Origin of the sequence: Streptomyces sp. LBL, from assembly GCF_029893585.1 — a bacterium.
Classification (GTDB): domain Bacteria; phylum Actinomycetota; class Actinomycetes; order Streptomycetales; family Streptomycetaceae; genus Streptomyces.
In genome coordinates this window covers 63300-79470 of sequence record NZ_JARXYX010000040.1, presented here as the reverse complement: position 1 = coordinate 79470, position 16171 = coordinate 63300, and the positions used below count along the sequence as shown (strand labels likewise).

The following is a 16171-nucleotide window of genomic DNA, read 5'->3' as shown; positions in this document are numbered from 1 at the left end:
GGACGGCCACCCGGCAATCACCGCTGCCCACACCCCGAAGAAACACCCGGAACCCGCCCGACACCCATGATCAGCATTCACGCGGTGGATCGAGGCTCAGATGAGGTGCTTCTCAGGTGCGCTCGTTGAGATACCCGAGGAACTCGCCGTGCAGCAGGCCGTTCGACGCGGCCGCGTTGCCGCTGTGCGGCCCCGGGCGGCCGTCGAGGCCGGTGAAGGTACCACCGGCCTCCGTCACGATGATCGCGTTCGCGGCCATGTCCCAGAGGGAGAGCTCGGGTTCGGCGCAGAGGTCGACCGAGCCCTCGGCGACCATCATGTAGGGCCAGAAGTCCCCGTACGCGCGCGTGCGCCACACCTCGCGGGTCAGGTCCAGGAAGCCGCCCAGGCGCCCCTGGTCCTCCCAGCCGGTCAGCGAGGAGTACGCGAAGGAGGCGTCGGAGAGCTTCGAGACCCGGGAGACGTGCAGCCGGGAGGCCGAGGAGAGGCTGCGGCCGGAGAAGGCGCCGTGGTCCTTGGCGGCCCACCAGCGACGGCCGAGGGCGGGGGCGCTCACCACGCCGACGACCGGCTGGAAACCCGTCTCGCCCGCCTCCATCAGGGAGATGAGGGTGGCCCAGACAGGCACCCCGCGGACGTAGTTCTTCGTGCCGTCGATCGGATCGATGACCCAGCGGCGGGGGCCGGTGCCTTCGACGCCGAACTCCTCGCCGAGGATCGCGTCCCGGGGACGGGCACGTTGGAGCTGGCCACGGATGAGTTCTTCCGCGGACTTGTCCGCTTCGCTGACCGGAGTCATGTCCGGCTTCGTCTCCACCTTGAGGTCGAGAGCCTTGAAGCGGCCCATGGTGGCCGCGTCCGCCGCGTCCGCGAGGACATGGGCGAAGCGGAGGTCGTCGAGGTAGTCCGGCATGAAGGGAACGGTATCTGTCCTGGTGGGTACGGGCCACAGGGGGCTTTGACGGCAGGGGCGCCCGGGACGGCGGCTCGTATCGGCCGGCCGAGCGCCCCCGCGTGCCTTCGCGAACCCTTGACAGTGACTCTGTGCGCGTCAAATCTGGGCGCAGAGCCGATCGCCCCGGGAGGCGACGATGCCTGCAGCGCGCGAATCCCTGCTGGACGCCGCTTACACGGCGCTGGCGCGTCGGCCGTGGTCCGCCGTGCGGATGGTGGACGTGGCCGCGGCGGCCGGAGTGTCCCGGCAGACGCTGTACAACGAGTTCGGCAGCAAGGATGGGCTGGCCCGAGCACTCGTCCGCAGAGCGGCGGACGGGTATCTCACGGGAGTCGAGCGGGCGTTGAGCGTCCATGGCGACGCCCGGGAGCGGCTGACCGCGACCGCCGAGTGGACCGCCTCCACCGCCCGCGAGAACGCCCTGGTGCGGGCCATGCTCACCGGCTTCTGGAGCGAGCGGCTGCCCTCGCCGACGCTGACGGCCGTGCCGTCCTTCTCCGCCGTGCCGGCGCAGCGCCGCGCGGACGGGCCGCTGCCGTCCCCCGGTGACTTCCTGGTGCTCGTCCGGGACCGGGCCGTCGCCGTGCTCTCCGGGTCCGGCACGCCCACGTCGGAGGCCGCCGAACTGGCCCGCTCCTGCGAACTCGTCGTCCGGCTCGCACTGTCGTGCGTGGCGGCTTGGCCGGGCGAGGGCGGCGTGGCCGATCTCGTACGGAGTGCGCTGCCGCGTCAGTTGACGCCGTAGCGAGTGCGTCAGCGGGACGGGACGGGACGGGACGGGGGAAGTCTCGGGCGCCGGGGGAGCCTCAGCGCGACCGAGGGACTTTCAGTGCGACGGACGGGAGGGAGTCCCGGCGCGACCGAGAGACTCTCAGTGCGACGATCCCGACAGCTGGAGTCCGATCACGCCCATGATCACCAGGCTGATCGAGATGATCTTCAGGGTCGAGACGAGGTCGCCGAGGAAGATCATGCCGTAGATCGCCGTGCCCGCCGCGCCGATACCCGTCCACACCGCGTACGCGGGCCCCACGTCGAGCTTTTTCAGGGACAGGGTCAGCAGACCGAAACTGCCGAGTGCGAATATGCAGAACGCGATCGTGGGCCAGAGCCTGGTGAAGCCATGGGACAGCTTCAGGCAGACGGCGAAACCGGTCTCCAGGAACCCTGCCACGACGACCAGCAGCCACGCCATGTGCTGTCCTCCCGTACGTCCACGCGTCCCAGCGTTCAGGGACCCTTTTGTCTGGCTCTGGTCAGGCTTGGATCCTGCTCGGTGCGATTATGCCCTTACCGGACCTACGGGAAGACAAACAACGCGGAGGTCAGTCGCCTTCCGTGCGTTCCCTCGTCGACAGCAGCCGGCGCAGTGAGTACAGCCGGGCCGGATCCGCGTGGCCGTCGGCCACCCACTGGTCCAGCGCGCAGTCCGGCTCGTCATGGCTGCACGCGCGCGGGCAGCCCTCCGTGCCCGGCTCCAGGTCGGGGAAGGCATTGATCACCCGGGACGGGTCCACGTGGTGCAGGCCGAAGGACCGCAGGCCCGGGGTGTCGATCACCCAGCCGTCGTCGTCCGGCAGCGGCAGTGCGAGCGCCGAGGTGGTGGTGTGCCGACCGCGCCCCGTCACCGCGTTCACGTGGCCGGTGAGACGGCGGCGGTCCTCCGGGACCAGCGCGTTCACCAGGGTCGTCTTGCCGACGCCGGAGTGACCGATGAACGCCGTGATCCTGCCGTCCAGTTGCGCGCGTACCCGGTCCGTCGCGTCCCCGTTCTCCAGTTCCTGGCGGCTGGTGACCACATACGGGATGTCCAGGTCGCCGTACAGCTCCAGGAGCTTGTCGGGCGGGGTCAGGTCGGACTTGGTCATCACCAGCAAGGGTTCCAGGCCGGCGTCGAACGCCGCCACCAGGCAGCGGTCGATGAGACGTGGGCGGGGTTCCGGGTCGGCCAGAGCTGTCACGATCGCCAGTTGGTCGGCGTTGGCGACGACCACGCGCTCGTACGGATCGTCGTCGTCCGCCGTGCGCCGCAGGACCGAGGTGCGCTCTGCGATGCGGACGATCCGCGCGAGGGTGTCCTTCTGGCCGGTCAGGTCGCCGACGATGGCCACCCGGTCGCCGACCACCGCGGCCTTGCGGCCCAGCTCGCGGGCCTTCATCGCCAGCACGATCCGGTCGTCGACGAGGCAGGTGAGACGGCCCCGGTCGACGGTGAGGACCATGCCCTCCACCGCGTCCTCATGCTTGGGCCGGATGTGCGTCCGGGGTCGGTTGCCCTTGCGGTTCGGGCGGGAGCGGATGTCGTCCTCGTCGGTGTTCTTGCCGTAGCGGCGCATGTCGTGATCCCCGTGGGCCTACGCCTCGAGCATCCCGGTCCACAGGCCGGGGAAGTCCGGGAGCGTCTTCGCCGTCGTCGCCACGTTCTCGATCTGCACGCCCTCCACCGCCAGGCCGATGATCGCGCCGGCCGTCGCCATGCGGTGGTCCTCGTACGTGTGGAAGATCCCGCCGTGCAGTCGGCGCGGCCGGATGTGCAGGCCGTCGGCCGATTCCGTGACGTCACCGCCGAGTTCGTTGATCTCCTTGGTGAGCGCGGCCAGCCGGTCCGTCTCGTGCAGCCGGAGGTGAGCCACGCCCCGAAGGGTGGAGGGTGAGTCCGCGAGGGCCGCGACCGCCGCGACACCTGGGGTCAGCTCGCCGACCTCGCCCAGGTCGACGTCGATGCCGTGGATCGCACCCGAACCGGTGAACTCCAGGCCGTACTCGGTCAGTTCGCAGGAACCGCCCATTTCGGTGAAGATCTCGCGCAGCCGGTCGCCGGGCTGGGTGGTGCGGGCCGGCCAGTCCGGGACGACGACCTTGCCGCCGGTCACCAGGGCCGCCGCCAGGAACGGCTGGGCGTTCGACAGGTCCGGCTCGATCGTCAGGTCACGGCCGAGCAGCGCGCCCGGGGTGACTCGCCAGACGTTCGGCTCGCCGCCCGACTCGGGGCTGTCCACCTGGGCGCCGACCGCGCGCAGCATGTCGACGGTCATCCGGATGTGCGGCATGGAGGGCAGCGTGGAGCCGGTGTGGCGGACCTCGACGCCCTGGTTGAAGCGTGGACCGGACAGCAGCAGGGCGCTCACGAACTGGGACGACGAGGACGCGTCGATCTCCACCAGGCCGCCGTCCAGGGCGCCCCCGCCGTGGACCGTCAGCGGCAGTGAGCCACGACCGTCGTCGTCGATCCGGGCGCCGAGGACGCGCAGGGCGTCGATCACACCGTGCAGGGGACGCTCGTACGACCTCGGGTCGCCGTCGAAGAGGACGGGGCCGTCGGCCAGCGTGGCCACCGGCGGCAGGAAGCGCATCACCGTGCCGGCGTTGCCGACGTCGACGGTGGCTGGGCCCCGCAGTCCGGCCGGCAGCACCCGCCAGGACTCACCGGTGCCGTCGGGGCCGACGCCCTCCTCGATGCCGACGCCCATCGTGCGCAGGGCGCCGGCCATCAGGAGGGTGTCGCGGGAGCGCAGGGGGCGGCGCAGCCAGCCGGGTTCGCTCGCGAGGGCGGCGAGCACGAGTGCCCGGTTGGTGACCGACTTGGACCCCGGCACGTGGACCGTCGCGTCGACGGCTCCGCTCGCGTGGGGGGCGGGCCAGAGGGCGGTGTGTACGTCGTTCGGGGCCATGGGCCCCACTTTATAAGGAGGGCGTCGTTCGGGTGCGGGAGCGTTGTGGCTGGTCGCGCCCCGGGGAGCGGAGCCGCACGTCGACACGGCCCGAGCCGATGTGGGCTGGTGACCCACATCGACGCGGCCTTGCGGCTCTGTGGGCGGGTCGCCCACGACGCGGCCCCGCGCCCTGTGGGCTGGTCACACCGCCAGCAGCCAGCGGCCTCCGCCTATCAAGGAGCACAGGCTCACCGCATGGAACAGAAACAGCCACAGCCCCGCCGGTACATGAGTCAGCCGTGACAACTGGTCCGCGTCCGAGTCGCCCGCGCCGCCGCGCGACCGTTTCGCCTGGAGTTCGAACGCCGGGCGAACGCCGCCGATCAGCAGGAACCAGACCACCGCGTACGCGAACGCCGCCTGCACCTGGGGGCCCGTCAGCCAGGAGACGATCACGAACGTGCCGCCGGAGACGAGCACGGTGAGCGCGCCGTAGGCGTTGCGGATCATCACCAGCATCGCCACCAGGAGGGCGCTCGCCAGCCACAGCAGGGCCGTGATGTGGCCGGTGCCGAGCAGGGCGGCGCCGCCGAGGCCGAGCAGCGGGGGAGCGGTGTAGCCGGCGGCGGCCGTGAGGATCATGCCGATGCCGTGCGGCTTGCCCCGGCTGACGGTCAGCCCGCTGGTGTCGGAGTGCAGTCGTATGCCGGTGAGGGTGCGGCCGGTGAGCAGCGCGATCAGGCCGTGGCCGCCCTCGTGCGCGATGGTGATGGCGTTGCGGGCGATGCGCCACACGCCGTGCGGGACGACCACGGCGATCGCGGCGGCGAGGGTCGCGAGCACCACCCACAGATCGGGGTCGGGCTGGCTGCCGAAGATCTCGTCCCAGAGGGAGGCGAGCGATTCGGATGCGATGGTGTGCATGGTCGGCAGTGGCTCCCGTAGGTGATCGAGTCGATGGAAGTCGATGGAAGTCGATGGAAGTCGATGGAAGTCGATAAAAAGGGGCTGGCGCGCGGGGCCTTCAGCGCGGGGGTGGTGGCCGGGCGGCGGGCGGGCCTGGCAGTGTGGCACGTATGTGCGGACGGTATGCATCGAGTCGTGGGCCAGAGAATCTCGCGGGAATCTTCGGGGTCGAGAAGTGGGAGCCCGAGGAGACCCTGGCACCCGACTACAACGTGGCCCCGACCAAGGAGGTCTACGCCGTTCTCGACCGCCCTCTCAAGGACGCGGACGAGTCGAGGCCGGTTCGACAGCTGCGGAAACTCAAGTGGGGACTGGTGCCGAGTTGGTCGAAGACCCCCGAAGGCGCCGCCCGCATGATCAACGCACGCGCGGAGACCGTGCACGAGAAGCCGTCGTACCGGCGGGCCTTCGCCGCCCGGCGCTGCGTCATCCCCGCCGACGGCTACTACGAGTGGGTCACCGGCGAGCAGGAGCGGGACCTGGAGGTCGAGGGAAAGAGGAAGCGGCCGCGCAAGCAGCCCTACTTCGTCCTCCCGGCCGACGGGTCGGTGTTCGCGATGGCCGGGCTGTACGAGTTCTGGCGGGACCGGACGCTGCCGGACGACCACCCGCAGGCCTGGTGGGTGACCTGCTCCGTGATCACCACGGAGGCAGAGACGAGCCCGCTCGCGGTGGCGCCCGAGCAGGGGCCGCACTCGTTGGCCGAGATCCATCCACGGATGCCGCTGATGCTGACCCCGGACCGCTGGGACGCCTGGCTCGACCCGTCCCGCACGGACCTCGACGACCTGCGCCCGCTGCTCGCACCGCCGGCCGAGGGACTGATGCGGGCCTACCCGGTGGCCACCGCGGTCAGCAACGTCCGCAACAACGGACCGGAGCTGTTGAAGGAGCTGGAAGGGCCCGAAGAGGGCACACTCTTCTGACGTGAGGAAAGAGCCCACCGAGCCCACCGAGCCCGCCGAGGTCAGTGAGCCCGCCGAGCCCACCCAGGTCGTCGACACCGACGCCGGGGTCGCCCGCATCACCTGGCACCGGGCGCGGAAGCCCCGGCTGCTGCTGGCCGTCAGTCACGGCGCCGGCGGCGGCATCGAGGCCCGCGATCTGCAGGCGCTCGCGCAGGTCCTCCCGGAGCACGGCGTGACCGTCGCCCTCGTCGAGCAGCCCTGGCGGGTGGCCGGAAAGAAGCTGGCCCCCGCGCCGAGGACCCTGGACGTGGGATGGCGGGGCATCTGGCCGGCGGTGGCCGAGCCCGGGCTGCCGGTGATCTCCGGCGGCCGCAGCGCCGGTGCCCGGGTCGCCTGTCGTACGGCGGCCGAGCTGGGCGCGCACGCCGTCCTCGCCCTCAGCTTCCCGCTCCACCCACCTGGCCGACCCGAGAGGTCCCGCGCCGGGGAGCTGCTCGGCGCCGGGGTGCCCACTCTCGTCGTACAAGGGGGCAACGACCCGTTCGGGAAGCCGGAGGAGTTCCCCGAAGGGGCGTACGAACTGGTCGAGGTGCCGTACGGCGATCACGGCTTCGCCGTACCGAAGCGGGCGCAGATCACCCAGGAGGAAGGGGTGGCGTTCGTCACGGAAGGGGTCCTCGCGTGGACCGCGTCGCTGGGATGAGTGGTTCGGGTCACGGGAACAAGTGGCGGGAATGATGCGGGCCGGGCTTGGCGTTGTGCCGGTCAGAAGTGCTGAAGCACAGGCACCGACGTCGTAGGGAAGGAAGTCCGCCGCATGGGTTCGACCATCTGCCCGAGCCGCAGCAGCCGCGCCGACTTGGACTGGACCGTGCTGCATGCGGCGAAGACCGCCCCTGTTCGGGCGGCGGGCGGACCGGATCGTCGTCTATCCTCCGATTCTGGCGGGACCGGTCTCGGTCGCGTCCGGAATCTTGAGGAGGTGGGTCCGGTCACCGGTACTGACGCAGGGACCGAACACGGCCAGGCGGAGCAGCCCGAGGGCGCGGGCAGGGGTACGGAGTCGGCCGCAGAGCGCACCGCGCGCTTCGAGCGTGACGCGCTCGAGTTCCTCGACCAGATGTACTCGGCCGCGCTGCGGATGACGCGCAACCCGGCCGATGCCGAGGACCTGGTGCAGGAGACGTACGCCAAGGCGTACGCGTCCTTCCACCAGTTCCGCGAGGGAACCAACCTCAAGGCATGGCTGTACCGGATCCTCACCAACACCTTCATCAACTCGTACCGCAAGAAGCAGCGCGAGCCCCAGCGCAGTGCGGCCGAGGAGATCGAGGACTGGCAGCTGGCCCGCGCCGAGTCGCACATGTCGACCGGTCTGCGCTCCGCGGAGTCGCAGGCGCTCGACCACCTGCCCGACTCGGACGTGAAGTCGGCGCTGCAGGCGATCCCCGAGGAATTCCGCATCGCCGTCTACCTCGCCGACGTAGAAGGCTTTGCGTACAAGGAGATCGCGGACATCATGGGGACCCCCATCGGTACGGTGATGTCCCGGCTGCACCGGGGCCGCCGTCAACTGCGCGGCATGCTGGAGGACTACGCCCGTGAGCGCGGGCTGGTCCCGGCGGGTGCCGGAGAGTCGAACGAAGCGAAAGGTTCGGACTCATGAGCTGCGGAGAGCCGCACGAGACGGACTGCAGTGAAGTACTCGATCATTTGTACGAATTTCTCGACAGTGAGATGCCGGACGTCGATCGGGACAAGTTCAAGCAGCACTTCACGGAGTGCTCGCCGTGCCTGGAGAAGTACGGTCTCGAGCAGGCCGTGAAGAAGCTGGTCAAGCGGTGCTGCGGACATGACGACGTGCCGAGCGACCTGCGTGCCAAGGTCCTGGGGCGGCTCGATCTGATCCGCACCGGGCAGACGGTGCCCGAGCACGACGTGACCGCCACTCCACAGGAGTCCTGACCGCCACTCCACAGGAGTCGTGGCCGCCCTCTCGTCACTCGAACGTGCTAATCAGCGGGTCATAAGCCCGCAGCTCCCCGTCCTGCCGCCCTAGGCTCGGGATCCAGAGCAGGCGCGGTCGGGGAGGGCGTGATGGAGGCGGTACCGGCACGGGCACGGGCGTACGTCGCCTGTGTCGTCGCCCTCGCGCTGTTCTGTCTGTTGCCGCTCTCGCCGCTGTCGGCCGTGCCGCCGCTGTCGGCGGTGCGGACGCCCTGGTGGGCGGTCGCGCTGCTCGCCGTGCTGTACGCCGGCTGCGAGCAGGCCGCCGCCCGGTGGCGGTTCGCCGGGACCTTCTACCCGGTCCTCCTCGCGGGGGCTTTTCTGTTGCCCCCGTCGGCCGCCGCGCTGGTTGCGCTGCCAGGGGCGCTGCTGTCCCTGGTCGAGCAGCGACCGCGGTGGCTGCGGCGCGTGTGGCGGGCGGCCCAGCTCGTTGTCGGCGTGTGGGTGGCCGCGCGGGTGCACGGAGCGCTGGGCGGGCCGGACGCCGTCGTCGGCTCCGACTTCCCGTACGCGCTCGTCCCGGCCGGGGCAGCCGTGCTGGCGTTCTGTCTGGCGCTGAGCGTGCTGGACGCGGGGATCCTGGCCCTCGCCGAGCGCGTTCCCGTACGACGGGCCTGGCGCGGGTTGTTCCTGCGCTCCCTCGCACCGGTCGCCGTGCACGGGCCGGCCGGACTGATGATGGCCGTGCTGTGGCGCAGTCCGTACGGTCCTGTCGCCGCGCTGCTGGTCCTGCTGCCGATGTGTGTGTCCTGGTGGGTGTTCGCCCAGTACCACCGGGAGCGGGCCGCCCATCAGTCGACGATCAGGGCGCGCGTGCAGGCCGTCGACATCAAGGACGGGTACACCCGCGGACACAGTGAGCGGGTCGGACAGGCCTCGATGATGATCGCGCGTGAGCTCGGGATGGACGAGGACCGCGTCGAGGTGCTGCGGTTCGCCGGGATCCTGCACGACGTGGGGAAGCTGGGCGTGCCCACGCGGCTGCTGCGCAAGGACGGGCCGCTGACTGCCGAGGAACGGCGGGTGATCGAGCTGCACCCCGAGTACGGGCACGAGATGGTGCGCGGGATCTCCTTCCTCGGGGAGGCCCGGGCGGCCGTCCTGCACCACCATGAGCGGCTGGACGGGAGCGGTTATCCCTACGGGCTGGTGGGCAACCAGATCCCGGAGTCCGCACGGGTGGTGGCCGTCGCGGACGCGTTCGACGCGATGACGTCCACGCGGTGCTACCGGCGGGCCCGGCCCGTGCCGGTGGCGCTGGAGGAGCTCAAGCGGTGTGCGGGCACACAGTTCGACCCGCTGATGGTGGAGGCCTTCGTCCGGGCGCTGGGCAGACACGGTTGGCACCCGGTCGTGACCGCCGGCCAGGGTGGGCACCCGGTCGTGACCGCCGGCCAGGGTGGGCACCCGGTCGTGACCGCGGACCAGGGTGGGCACCCGGTTGTGACCGCCGGCCAGGGTGGGCACCCGGTTGTGACCGCGGACCAGGGTGGGAATCCGGCCATGTCCGCCGACCACGGTGGGCACCCGACCGTGCCGCCCGACGAGTCCAGCCCGCCGCACCCCAGCCCGCCGCACCCCCGTCCGGCGCCCTTCGGACCGCCGGGGACGCGATGAGCCCGCGTCGGCCTCCGGCGCTGCTCGCCCTCGTCCACGCCCTGGCCGGCGTCCTCGCCGCGGTCTGTCTCGCCGCCACCCTCTGGACCGGGATCGAGGAACGCGGTGTCGCTCTCGCCTTCGGTCTGCTGGTCACCGTCGGTGAGCTCACCCGGTGGACCGGCGCACAGGTCAGGGAGGCCGCGCCGCTCGCCGCCGCGGGGGCGCTGTCGTACGCCCTGCTCGGGGCGGAGGCGGGGCAGCAGACTCGGCACGGGGTAGGCCAGGTCGTCGCGGTCGTGCTCGCCGCCGTGCTCCTCGGCAGCGTGCCGCACATCGCGCGGGGGAGGGGGCCGGCCCTCGACCATCTGGCCCGGCGCGTGCTCACCGTCGGATTCGCCACCGTGTGCTTCCAACCCCTGTACAGCCAGGGAGTGTTGCAGGAGTGGGGCGGCCCGGCGTACGCCCTGTTGCTGCTCGCGCTGCTCTCCCTCACCGCGCTGTGCGACGCCGTGCTCGCCGCCGCGCTGGCCCACTCCCGCACCGGGTGGCCGTTTTGCCCCCTGCTGCGGGACGAGTTGCGGGAGCTGCTCGGGATCGGGTCCGTGGTGTGTGCGACCGGGGCGGTGATGGCGATCGCGGTGGCCGTCGTCGGCCTGTGGGCGGTGCCCGTGTTCTCGTTGCCGCTGTTGCTCACCCAGCTCTCCTTCCGTCGGTACGCGGCCGTTCGGGCCACCTATCGGCAGACCATCACCTCACTCGCTCGGGCCACCGAGATCGCCGGGTGCACGCCGACCGGGCACGCTCGTCGCGTCGCCGCGCTCAGCCTCGCCGTCGGGCGGGACCTGGGGCTGTCCGGACCCGAGCTCACCGTCCTGGAGTACGCGGCCCTCATGCACGACATCGGCCAGCTGAGCCTCGTCGACCCGGTACCGGCGGGTGCCACCGCCGCGCTGCCCCAGGCGGAGCAACGGCGGGTCGCCCTGCTCGGCGGTGCCGTCGTCCGGCAGACCGGGGTGGACCTCCAGGTGGCGGCGGTCGTGGAACGGCAGGCCGACCCCTGCGCGGAGCAACCGGTCGCCGCGCGGATCGTGCGCGCCGTCAACGCGTACGAGGAGAAGACCCGGGACGCCGGTCCCGGCGGGCCGCTGACGGCACTGGAGGAGCTGCGCCTGGCCGGGGCCGGGGAGTACGCCCCCGAGGTGGTCGAGGCGCTGGCCAGAGTCCTCTCGCGGGACTGTCTGACCCCCGCCCAGGCTGGGTAACCCATGGGTAATGAGCGCCCTTCCAGGCGTACGTGGTTGGATGCGATGGAGAGGGTGACCGGGGGCACAGCCAGCCCACTCCACGGAACTGGCAGGCGGGAATCGTGAGGATCTTCGGCAAGGGACGGCACCGGCCCTCCGCCTCCTGGCGGCAGGCCACAGACCGAGCGTTCACACTGATCGGCGACGGTCGGTACGAGGACGCGGGCGCACTGCTGACGCGGGCCGCCGATCTGGAGCCCTGGCTGTCGGAGTCCTGGTTCAACCTCGCTCTCCTGCACAAGTTCCGGCACGACTGGGAGCAGGCCCGGGCGGCGGGACTGCGCGCGGTGGCCCTGCTCGACCGGGAGTCCGGGGCGCCCGACTGGTGGAACGTCGGCATCGCCGCCACCGGACTGCAGGACTGGCCGTTGGCCCGGCGGGCCTGGCAGGCGTACGGACTGCGGGTGCCCGGCGGTGCCACGGCCAACGGCGAGCCGCTCGGCATGGACCTCGGCAGCGCGGCCGTACGGCTGTCCCCGGAGGGGGAGGCCGAGGTGGTGTGGGGGCGGCGGCTGGACCCCGCCCGCATCGAGGTGCTGTCCATTCCGCTGCCCTCGTCAGGGCGGCGCTGGGGCGAGGTCGTCCTGCACGACGGGGTGCCGCACGGGGAGCGGACCACCACCGCCGGGCACGCCTATCCGGTGTTCGACGAGATCGAGCTGTGGGCGCCTTCTCCGGTGCCGACGTGGGTGGTGCTGCTGGAGGCCGCGACGGAGGCGGACCGGGACGCGTTGGAACAACTGGCCGCGGACGCGGGGTTCGCGGCGGAGGACTGGTCCTCGTCGGTGCGGTTGCTGTGCCGGATGTGTTCCGAGTCGCGGATGCCGTCCGACGAGGGCGACGGGGACCATCTCGATCCGCATGATCACAGTGAGCCGGGGCATCCCGGGCCGCTCGGGCATCGGACCGACGGGCAGCTGTGGGTGCCGGAGCGGGAGTGCGGGGTGGCTGCGCCCGCCTCGCTGGTTCGGGGGTTGCTGGACGGGTGGGTCGCCGACAGCCCCGATTCCAGGGACTGGCGGGATCTCGAAGAGGTCTGCTGAGCCGATCCCGCGCCGCGTCTCCCTTTAGGCTGTACTCGCAGAGTCTCCGGACTCCGCAGAATCTCCCAGGCTTGCAGGAAGGCGTACGTCGGTCATGGCGCAGCAGGACACCGATCAGCAGCACGCGGGCGTGCTCCCCGTGGACGACGAGGGCTTCGTCATCGACACCGAGGAGACCGAGGAGCGCGAGAACGCCTGGCGTGAGCGCGGTACCTCGCGGCCGATCACGGTCGTCGGAAACCCGGTGCTGCACAAGGAGTGCAAGGACGTCACCGAGTTCGGCGTGGAGCTGGACGAACTGGTCGCGGACATGTTCGCCTCGCAGCGCACCGCGGAGGGCGTCGGTCTCGCCGCCAACCAGATCGGCGTCGACCTGAAGGTGTTCGTCTACGACTGCATGGACGACGAGGACAGGCGGCACGTCGGTGTCGTGTGCAACCCGAAGGTCGTGGACCTGCCCGCCGACCAGCGCCGGCTGGACGACAGCAACGAGGGCTGTCTGTCCGTGCCCACCGCGTACGCGCCGCTCGCCCGCCCGGACTACGCCGAGGTGACCGGGCAGGACGAGAAGGGCAACCCGGTCAGGGTCCGCGGCACCGGCTACTTCGCTCGGTGTTTGCAGCACGAGACGGATCACCTGTACGGCTACCTCTACATCGACCGGCTCTCCAAGCGTGAACGCAAGGACGCGCTGCGGCAGATGGCCGAGAACGAGCCCCGCTACCCCGTGGTCGCCAACGACTGAGGTCGCTCGCTCCTCCCAACTCCCTTCCGAGCGGCGTCTGTTCAGGAACACCCTTCCTTGAACAGGCGCCGTTCGTCTGTCCGTCGCACCTTTGATCGCCTGCGCTCCTCCAGTGATCGACAACCGTTCGCACAAGGGGAGAACGTCGGCACTGTGGGGTAGCGAATAGAGCAAATCCGTTCCCAGGAAGGTCAGTTGTGTAGCTGAATGGGATGAGCGGGGATACGCAACGGCGCACGCCCGGCACAGCGGGAGGGGCGTTGCGCTACTGGCGGCTGGAAGGGGTTTGTTCGTGCCTGCTTTCCCACACAGCACCACATCGACACCGACGGCGATCGCGGTTCCACCGGCGCTCTCTCTCCGGGTGATCGAAACAGCGTTTCCCAGGCAGGTGCACCCGTATTGGCCCAGGCTCCAAGAGAAAACCCGAACCTGGCTTCTGGAAAAACGGCTCATGCCGACGGACATGGTGGAGGAACATGCCGACGGCCTCTGCTACACCGACCTCATGGCGGGCTACTACCTGGGCGCCCCCGACGAGGTCCTGCAGGCGATAGCGGACTACAGCGCGTGGTTCTTCGTCTGGGACGACCGCCACGACCGCGACATCGTGCACGGCCGCCCGGCCGCCTGGCGGCGGCTGAGGTTCCGGTTGCACAGGGCCCTCGACGCCCCCCGGGACCATCTGCACCACAAGGATCCCCTGGTCGCCGGGTTCGCCGACAGCATGGTGCGGTTGTACTCGTTTCTGCCCCGGACGTGGAACGCCCGCTTCGCCCGGCACTTCCACGAGGTGATCGAGGCGTACGACCGGGAATACCGCAACCGCGCCGAGAGGATCGTCCCGACCGTCGAGGAATACCTGGCGCTGCGCCGGCTCACCTTCGCGCACTGGATCTGGACGGATCTGCTGGAGCCGAGCGCCGGCTGTGAACTCCCGGACCTCGTGCGGAATCACCCGGTATATCGGCGTCCCGCGCTGCTCAGTCAGGAATTCGCCGCCTGGTACAACGACCTCTGTTCCCTGCCCAAGGAAATAGCGGGCGACGAGGTGCACAATCTCGGAATCAGCCTCATCACACACGAGGGACGGACTCTGGAGGAAGCGGTCGCGGAGATCCGGCGGCGCGTGGAGGAATGCATAGCGGAATTCCTCGTCGCCGAACAGGACGCCCTGCGTTTCTCCGACGGCCTCGCCGACGGCACCGTTCGCGGAAAAGAGCTCAGCGCCGCGGTGCGGGCCTGTGTCTGCAATATGCGGAACTGGTTCAGCACCGTCTACTGGTTCCACCACGAGTCCGGCCGGTACCGGGTGGACAGCTGGGACGACCGGTCCACGCCCCCGTACGTCACCAACGAAACGGCAGGTGAGAAATGACCGTCGAGTCTGTGAAGCCCGAGGACTCCCCGGCTCAGGAGCTGCGTGAGCCCCCTTTCGCGGGCGGGGGTGTCCCCGGCCTCGGCCACGGCTGGAAGCTGGTCCGCGACCCGCTGGGGTTCCTGGCCCGGCTGCGCGACGACGGCGACCTGGTCCGGCTGCGGCTCGGCCCGAAGACGGTGTACGCCGTCACCGCGCCGCACCTTGTCGGCGACATGCTGACGAGCCCGGGGTACGAGATCGGCGGGCCGCTGTGGGACACCCTGGACGTGCTGCTGGGCAAGGGGGTGGCGACCAGCAACGGGACGCTGCACCGGCGCCAGCGGCAGACCATCCAGCCCTCGTTCCGCAAGGACGTCATCCACGAGTACGAGCGGGTCATGGTCGAGGAGTCGCTCGCCTTCGCCGGACGCTGGCAGGCGGGGGACACCGTCGACGTCACCTCGGAGGCGTTCCGGGTGGGCGTGCGCATGACGGCCCGGTGCTTCCTGCAGATCGAGCACATCGACGACCTGGCCGAGCGGCTGAGTACCGCCCTCGCCACCGTGTTCGGCGGGATGTACCGGCGGATGATCCTTTCCTTCGGTCCCTTCTACCGGCTGCCGCTTCCTTCGCACCGTGAATTCGACCGGGCACTGGCCGAGTTGCACCGGCTCGCCGACGAGGTCATCGCCGAACGCCGGGCCGCCGCCGAGCAGCCCGACGATTTGCTGACCGCCTTGCTGGCGGCAAAGAACGAGAAAGGTGAACCGGTCGACGACCAGGAGGTGCACGATCAGGTCATAGCGATTCTCACGCCGGGCAGTGAAACCGTGGGGTCCCAGTTGATGTGGATCTTGCAGTTGTTGGCGGAGCATCCGGAACAGGCGGACCGGGTGAGTGCGGAGGTGAAATCGGTCGTGGGCGACCGCCCGGTCGCATTCGGCGATCTCCGCGAGCTGACCCACACCAACAATGTGGTCACCGAAGCACTGCGCATACGTCCCGCCGTGTGGATTCTGACGCGGCGGGCCATGGCCGAGACACAACTGGGCGGGTATCGCATTCCGGCCGGAGCGGACATCGTATACAGCCCGCTCGCTCTCCAACGTGACCCCCGGTCCTACGAACAGCACCTCGACTTCGACCCCGACCGCTGGCTCCCGGGGCACTCCGAGAAGGTGCCGAAGTACGCGATGAGCCCCTTCAGCGCGGGCAACCGGAAATGCCCGGCCGACCACTTCTCGGTGGCCGAGCTCGGCATCATCCTGGCGACCGTGATCCCGAAGTGGCGCTTCGAGCGCCTCCCGGAGGCCGACGAGTCGGCCCGGGTGGGCATCACCCTGCGGCCGAAGCGGCTGCTGCTGAAGGCGCTGCCGCGCTGACGGGACCTGGCCGCGCGGCGCCCGTGTCGGCTCCGGCCCTCTCTCCGGCCCAGGTTCAGCTCCTGAACCCCCTACGGCTCCATGAGGGAGAACGGGTTCTCGGAGCCGTACACCGGGTGGACCCTGCTGCCGGAGCGCGTCGTCGAACGGCTCCGGCTCCTCGTGGGTGCGGCGGACGGCCCGGGTTGCGGGGTCCAGCCGGAGTGATTCCATGGAGATACGGTGTCGGCACGCGCGGTCCTCGTCCTG

Annotated in this window: 17 protein-coding genes; 12 read left to right on the top strand and 5 right to left on the bottom strand. The window is 70.4% G+C overall.

The genetic code is table 11. The features are described 5' to 3' along the window. Positions 1-112: 112 nt before the first annotated feature. Positions 113-913 carry a histidinol-phosphatase gene (gene hisN / locus M2271_RS36445; protein WP_280891749.1) on the bottom strand — a complete coding sequence of 267 codons (801 nt, stop codon included), beginning with the start codon at positions 911-913 and terminating at the stop codon, positions 113-115. Positions 914-1091: 178 nt separating this feature from the next. On the opposite strand from hisN, the gene M2271_RS36440 reads away from it, so the two are divergent. Then, positions 1092-1700: a TetR/AcrR family transcriptional regulator gene (locus M2271_RS36440; protein WP_280891748.1), complete on the top strand. Its 609-nt coding sequence runs from the start codon at positions 1092-1094 to the stop codon at positions 1698-1700. Between the two features lie 126 nt (positions 1701-1826). Here M2271_RS36440 and M2271_RS36435 read toward each other — a convergent pair whose 3' ends face one another. The 4 genes from M2271_RS36435 to M2271_RS36420 all read right to left on the bottom strand — a co-directional run bounded on the left by M2271_RS36435 (position 1827) and on the right by M2271_RS36420 (position 5532). Further along, positions 1827-2150: a multidrug efflux SMR transporter gene (locus tag M2271_RS36435; protein ID WP_280891747.1), complete on the bottom strand. Its 324-nt coding sequence runs from the start codon at positions 2148-2150 to the stop codon at positions 1827-1829. Positions 2151-2280: 130 nt separating this feature from the next. Beyond that, positions 2281-3291 (bottom strand): ribosome small subunit-dependent GTPase A, encoded by a 1011-nt coding sequence (gene rsgA / locus M2271_RS36430; protein WP_280891746.1) that lies wholly within the window; start codon positions 3289-3291, stop codon positions 2281-2283. Positions 3292-3309: 18 nt separating this feature from the next. Further along, positions 3310-4626, bottom strand: coding sequence for a 3-phosphoshikimate 1-carboxyvinyltransferase (aroA, locus tag M2271_RS36425; protein WP_280891745.1), 1317 nt, complete (start codon positions 4624-4626; stop codon positions 3310-3312). Between the two features lie 183 nt (positions 4627-4809). Beyond that, on the bottom strand, positions 4810-5532 hold the full coding sequence (locus M2271_RS36420) for a M50 family metallopeptidase (RefSeq protein ID WP_280891744.1): 723 nt from the start codon (positions 5530-5532) through the stop codon (positions 4810-4812). 152 nt (positions 5533-5684) lie between these two features. Here M2271_RS36420 and M2271_RS36415 point away from each other — a divergent pair, with 152 nt between their 5' ends. The 11 genes from M2271_RS36415 (at position 5685) to M2271_RS36365 (ending at position 16129) form a co-directional block, all read left to right on the top strand. Beyond that, positions 5685-6500, top strand: a complete 816-nt coding sequence (locus M2271_RS36415) for an SOS response-associated peptidase (protein ID WP_280891743.1) — start codon at positions 5685-5687, stop codon at positions 6498-6500. Between the two features lies 1 nt (position 6501). Further along, positions 6502-7185, top strand: a complete 684-nt coding sequence (locus M2271_RS36410; RefSeq protein ID WP_280891742.1) for an alpha/beta family hydrolase — start codon at positions 6502-6504, stop codon at positions 7183-7185. A 279-nt stretch (positions 7186-7464) separates the two neighbouring features. Then, positions 7465-8148, top strand: a complete 684-nt coding sequence (sigR, locus tag M2271_RS36405; RefSeq protein ID WP_280891741.1) for an RNA polymerase sigma factor SigR — start codon at positions 7465-7467, stop codon at positions 8146-8148. Beyond that, positions 8145-8447: a mycothiol system anti-sigma-R factor gene (gene rsrA / locus M2271_RS36400; RefSeq protein WP_280891740.1), complete on the top strand. Its 303-nt coding sequence runs from the start codon at positions 8145-8147 to the stop codon at positions 8445-8447. The genes sigR and rsrA overlap by 4 nt, the downstream gene beginning before the upstream one ends. 132 nt (positions 8448-8579) lie before the next feature. After that, positions 8580-10106 carry an HD domain-containing phosphohydrolase gene (locus M2271_RS36395; protein WP_280891739.1) on the top strand — a complete coding sequence of 509 codons (1527 nt, stop codon included), beginning with the start codon at positions 8580-8582 and terminating at the stop codon, positions 10104-10106. Next, the gene (locus M2271_RS36390; protein WP_280891738.1) at positions 10103-11350 is read left to right on the top strand and encodes a metal-dependent phosphohydrolase; all 1248 of its coding nucleotides are present in this window, start codon (positions 10103-10105) and stop codon (positions 11348-11350) included. Before M2271_RS36395 ends, M2271_RS36390 begins: the two co-directional genes overlap by 4 nt. A 104-nt stretch (positions 11351-11454) precedes the next feature. Next, entirely contained in the window at positions 11455-12435 is a 981-nt protein-coding gene (locus tag M2271_RS36385) for a hypothetical protein (protein WP_280891737.1), read from the top strand. Positions 12436-12529: 94 nt separating this feature from the next. Next, positions 12530-13180, top strand: a complete 651-nt coding sequence (gene def / locus M2271_RS36380) for a peptide deformylase (protein WP_280891736.1) — start codon at positions 12530-12532, stop codon at positions 13178-13180. Positions 13181-13472: 292 nt separating this feature from the next. Then, complete coding sequence (cyc1, locus tag M2271_RS36375) at positions 13473-14558, top strand: epi-isozizaene synthase (RefSeq protein WP_280891735.1); 1086 nt, start codon at positions 13473-13475, stop codon at positions 14556-14558. Then, positions 14555-15922 (top strand): cytochrome P450, encoded by a 1368-nt coding sequence (locus M2271_RS36370; RefSeq protein ID WP_280891734.1) that lies wholly within the window; start codon positions 14555-14557, stop codon positions 15920-15922. The genes cyc1 and M2271_RS36370 overlap by 4 nt, the downstream gene beginning before the upstream one ends. Before the next feature lie 81 nt (positions 15923-16003). Beyond that, positions 16004-16129, top strand: a complete 126-nt coding sequence (locus M2271_RS36365) for a hypothetical protein (protein WP_280891733.1) — start codon at positions 16004-16006, stop codon at positions 16127-16129. The last annotated feature ends 42 nt before the right edge of the window (positions 16130-16171 follow it).

Bases quoted from the DNA above. Each gene is read 5' to 3' on its own strand.
- M2271_RS36370 (WP_280891734.1), top strand. From the start codon at position 14,555: ATGACCGTCGAGTCTGTGAAGCCCGAGGACTCCCCGGCTCAGGAGCTG.
- hisN (WP_280891749.1), bottom strand. From the start codon at position 913: ATGCCGGACTACCTCGACGACCTCCGCTTCGCCCATGTCCTCGCGGAC.
- M2271_RS36415 (WP_280891743.1), top strand. From the start codon at position 5,685: ATGTGCGGACGGTATGCATCGAGTCGTGGGCCAGAGAATCTCGCGGGA.
- M2271_RS36420 (WP_280891744.1), bottom strand. From the start codon at position 5,532: ATGCACACCATCGCATCCGAATCGCTCGCCTCCCTCTGGGACGAGATC.
- M2271_RS36435 (WP_280891747.1), bottom strand. From the start codon at position 2,150: ATGGCGTGGCTGCTGGTCGTCGTGGCAGGGTTCCTGGAGACCGGTTTC.
- aroA (WP_280891745.1), bottom strand. From the start codon at position 4,626: ATGGCCCCGAACGACGTACACACCGCCCTCTGGCCCGCCCCCCACGCG.
- M2271_RS36395 (WP_280891739.1), top strand. From the start codon at position 8,580: ATGGAGGCGGTACCGGCACGGGCACGGGCGTACGTCGCCTGTGTCGTC.
- rsgA (WP_280891746.1), bottom strand. From the start codon at position 3,291: ATGCGCCGCTACGGCAAGAACACCGACGAGGACGACATCCGCTCCCGC.
- def (WP_280891736.1), top strand. From the start codon at position 12,530: ATGGCGCAGCAGGACACCGATCAGCAGCACGCGGGCGTGCTCCCCGTG.
- M2271_RS36365 (WP_280891733.1), top strand. From the start codon at position 16,004: ATGAGGGAGAACGGGTTCTCGGAGCCGTACACCGGGTGGACCCTGCTG.
- M2271_RS36390 (WP_280891738.1), top strand. From the start codon at position 10,103: ATGAGCCCGCGTCGGCCTCCGGCGCTGCTCGCCCTCGTCCACGCCCTG.
- rsrA (WP_280891740.1), top strand. From the start codon at position 8,145: ATGAGCTGCGGAGAGCCGCACGAGACGGACTGCAGTGAAGTACTCGAT.
- M2271_RS36440 (WP_280891748.1), top strand. From the start codon at position 1,092: ATGCCTGCAGCGCGCGAATCCCTGCTGGACGCCGCTTACACGGCGCTG.